Consider the following 3,902-nt stretch of genomic DNA (forward strand, 5'->3'; position numbering starts at 1 on the left):
GCTCCTTGGCCGCCAAGAGGGGTATCGGAGAAGTAGATTCAAGCGACACATTCAACCAGCTAAGTCTATCGACCCGTTCCCTACGGTCACTTAAGCTGCTTGAACGTCAGGAATGCGCAACGTTAGGTGAAATCCTCGGAATATTGTAGAAGACCTTAGAAATCTAATAAAAAACTAAGGAAAAAAAATTAAAGGAGGAATTTGATGGATTTTTTTCTTGCCATATTTCCGATTGTCTGGTCTGCTCTTATATATTCAATTATTTTTTATCGTGTCTTTTTTTTTAAGAATAATAAACATATTAGAGAGAACATCGGCTTAATTGTAATTGGTAGTATGTTACTTTTGATGAATGATCAAATCCGATATATTAAATTATCATGTGTAATAATTGGTGTATTCCTATTGGGCACTATAATTTATAAGGCTATAAAATCAAGTGATAAAAAATAACATAATGAAGGATTAAGAAAAGTAATATGAAGAGATTTAGAGAGGGTAATTCAATGAAGTCGAAGACTTCACCTAACATCGCATTCCTACAGCGGGGCATTCGCCCCTTGGTCGCCGGAGGCAATTCGAGGAAGAGATTCAGGCGACACATTGATTTCCCTAAGATAAGAGCTATCTAAGGGAAATCAACGTCAGGAATGCACAAACGTTATGTGAAATACCTAAAAGGTAAATGATAGTACAAAAAAATCAAAAGCAATTAAAATCGGAAGGGAGAAATGAATAATATGAACTTTGTATGGATATCAATGTTGTGGCCTTTTATTAACGTTGCACTTCTTGCATTGATAATATTTTGGATTTATAAACTGGTAAAGCGTAAATCCAAGAACTATTCAGACACAAGAGAATCCTTAAGAAGAATAGAAAAAGGTTTGGAATCGATTAATAAAGATAAAAAGTGAATTTAAAATGAAAACAAAAATGAACAAGAAGAAATGAAAATATCAAACGCAGAACGGATAGTATTTCAAGGATGTTAGGTACTTCACATAACAAAGCATTTCTACGTCGTCGCTGACGCTCCTTGGTCGCCAAGAGGTATTTCGGAGAAGTGGAATCAGGCGACACATCCAACCGGCTAAGTGGCAAAGCCACCCGGACCTACGGTCCTTAAGCCGTTTGGACGTCAGAAATGCGCAACGTTATGTGCAATTCTTGCAAAGCTTAATTTAATCAATAAACATCACTTACTTCATTTTGTCTCTATATTATAAGATTGAGATCATAAAATTCCGAAAACTATATAATACTTAGAATGATTTTATGAATAGAAAGGAAGGAACTTAATGCAAAAAGCAATAATAGTTTGGTTCTTTACAGAGAAGAAAAATAATTTGGAAGAGCTCAATAATTTATTATCAGATGGTTGGAAAGTAATGAGTCAAAAACCAATGGGAGTTGGCGAAACTAATGTTTCCGTCTCATTAGTCATTGTTGAAAAATAAGTGAAAAGGGACAAAGATTTATGTATAAGAATAGTAATTATGTATGCATATCAAGAAGGCAAGAACAGCACATAACACGGCATTCCTACTGCGGGCATTCGCCCTTGATCGCCAAGAATGATTTTCAGGGAGATTATTCAGGCGATACATTAAACCAGCTAAGTCTGACGACCCGTTCCCTTTGGTCACTTAAGCTGCTTGAACGTCAGGAATGCCAAACGTTATGTGAAATTACCGGCAAAAGAAACCTGAAAGTAGAGTGTCTATGAAGATTAAATGGCTAGACATAACAAAATTTATATTACTGCTTTTTCCTACAATAGTAATGCTGGTTTTACTAATAGATCTGTTTCCCTATACGGGGCTAGGAAGAATTGCTTCTGTTCCAGCTACAATAATAGTTAATTCATTAATTATCTGGCTTTACTTGGCGATAAAGAGAAGAAATCTATGGATTAAATATATTGGGGTTTTGTTCACGCTTATTATTACACTATCAATTACAGTAATTGGACACCCACAAGAATTCAACCCTTCTGTTGTCATGCAGATTCAAGATGCAACTCGTGCTATTAAAGATATAGATAATATTACCAGAGATGACTTAGAAATTAGTGTGAGTCACAATAGTGCAAGATACATCGTAGCGTTATTCAAAGATAAAGATGAAATACTTAAAGATGGAGCATATCAGCTTTATCAGGAAGAGAATGTATACTTTCGTAATTACACAATAAATGACGAAAGAGAAATTGGTTCTAAACTAATCGGCTACCATAAAGTCATGTGGTGGTACTTAAATAATGACACATAACACCGCATTCCTGCAGCGGGCCGGCTGAAGCCGACCCTTGGTCCCCGAGAAGCATTTTCGATGGAGAGGATTCAGGGGACACACCCGCACCACCTAACCGCATCGCGGCCATTCGCGAGCCAGCTTCGCCTGGCTCTGGGCATTTAAGGTGGTGGGGCGTCGGGAATGCAACAACGTTATGTGCAATACCGCTTGAGAAGAATCAAATAAGACAAGGAGAATGAGCATGTTCCAAATCTTCGATATTAGGGAAAAACCACAATTACTAAAGGAAGCTATAGATTACTTTTGGAATCAATGGGGTTCAGATTCGAATTACAACTTTTATCGAGATTGTATTGAAAGAGCATCTGAAACACAGAGTGATATACCTAGATTTTATATAGCAATGGAAGACAATAAGATCATTGGGTCATATGCTCTGTTGAGAAGCGACTTAAATAGCCGACAGGACCTTTTTCCTTGGTTGGCTTGTCTATTTGTCGAACCTGAATATAGGGGAAAGAACATAGGAGTGCAACTCCAGAACCACTCAATAAACCAAGTAAAGCTGAAGGGATATGAAAAACTGTATTTATGTACTGATTTAACTGATTATTATGAAAGAAATAACTGGAATCATATAGGTAAGGGCTACTCAATAGGTGATGATGAAACAAGAATATATGAATATCAAATAAGGAATTAAGAGTTGTGTAAGAATAGCTTCGAAGAGCGGTACAGCACATAACATAGCATTTTTGCGTCGTCGCTGGCGCTCCTTGATCGCCAAGAGGGATATCGAAGAAGCTTACTCAGGCGATACATTCAACCGGCTAAGTCTGACGACCCGGTGCTACGCACCTTAAGCCGCTCGAACGTCAGAAATGCGGGTACGTTATGTGAAATACTCGAAATTGGTTTAATATCCTTAAATGATTATATTTTTAATAATAGGAGAAATAGTATGACAACTGATAATTTCGATTACTATACTGATGATCAATTTGAATGGACTGGAATATTAAATTATTATCAGGCCCCTAATTTTATACATAAGAAGGGGACTGCTTTTAGTGTTGAAGTAATTGTAAATAAAGAAATAGATGAATCTGATAGTAACTTGATATCTGGGTTTAGTAAGGGGTGGACTTGGGGAGAAGACAGAAGAATTAAAGCATTTAATATGGAAGATCCAATAGATCCAATGAGTGTTGGAGATCGTATATTTTTGAAATTTCTTACCATTCGAAAAAGTAAAAGATATGATGAAATAAAGTATTTTCTTTTTGATTTAGGGGCTTTTTTAGATTTGAGTGACTATAAAATCATTGAAATAAATGTTAATGAGATATTGTAAGTAGATGCTACGAGGTCGAGTACATCACATAACATAACATTACCACAGCGGTCGCTAAGAGGTAGATTCGTGGAAGTTAATTCAGGTGACACATCCAACCAGCTAAGTGGCAGAGCCACCCGGACCTACGGTCCTTAAGCCGATTGGACGTCGGTAATGCGCGAACGTTATGTGAAATTACCGAAAATAGGAATTATTAAGCATATACAGGAGGTCACTTTGAAAAAAATATTAGTTATCATTGCTTTATTACTAATCTGTTTATGTACCTATCTCGGATATATATATT

General features: G+C 36.5%; 4 protein-coding genes. All 4 read left to right on the forward strand.

The genetic code is table 11. The features are described from left to right. Positions 1-1,301 precede the first annotated feature (1,301 nt). The 4 genes from AC1D69_RS24895 (at position 1,302) to AC1D69_RS24910 (ending at position 3,613) form a co-directional block, all read left to right on the forward strand. On the forward strand, positions 1,302-1,460 hold the full coding sequence (locus tag AC1D69_RS24895; protein ID WP_182540175.1) for a hypothetical protein: 159 nt from the start codon (positions 1,302-1,304) through the stop codon (positions 1,458-1,460). A gap of 265 nt (positions 1,461-1,725) precedes the next feature. Continuing rightward, positions 1,726-2,274 (forward strand): hypothetical protein, encoded by a 549-nt coding sequence (locus tag AC1D69_RS24900; protein WP_495458801.1) that lies wholly within the window; start codon positions 1,726-1,728, stop codon positions 2,272-2,274. Between the two features lie 226 nt (positions 2,275-2,500). Then, a complete protein-coding gene (locus AC1D69_RS24905; RefSeq protein WP_495458802.1) occupies positions 2,501-2,962 on the forward strand; it encodes a GNAT family N-acetyltransferase in 462 nt (153 codons plus the stop codon). A 258-nt stretch (positions 2,963-3,220) separates the two neighbouring features. After that, entirely contained in the window at positions 3,221-3,613 is a 393-nt protein-coding gene (locus tag AC1D69_RS24910; protein WP_495458803.1) for a hypothetical protein, read from the forward strand. The last annotated feature ends 289 nt before the right edge of the window (positions 3,614-3,902 follow it).

Source organism: Paenibacillus sp. Y301, from assembly GCF_059445505.1.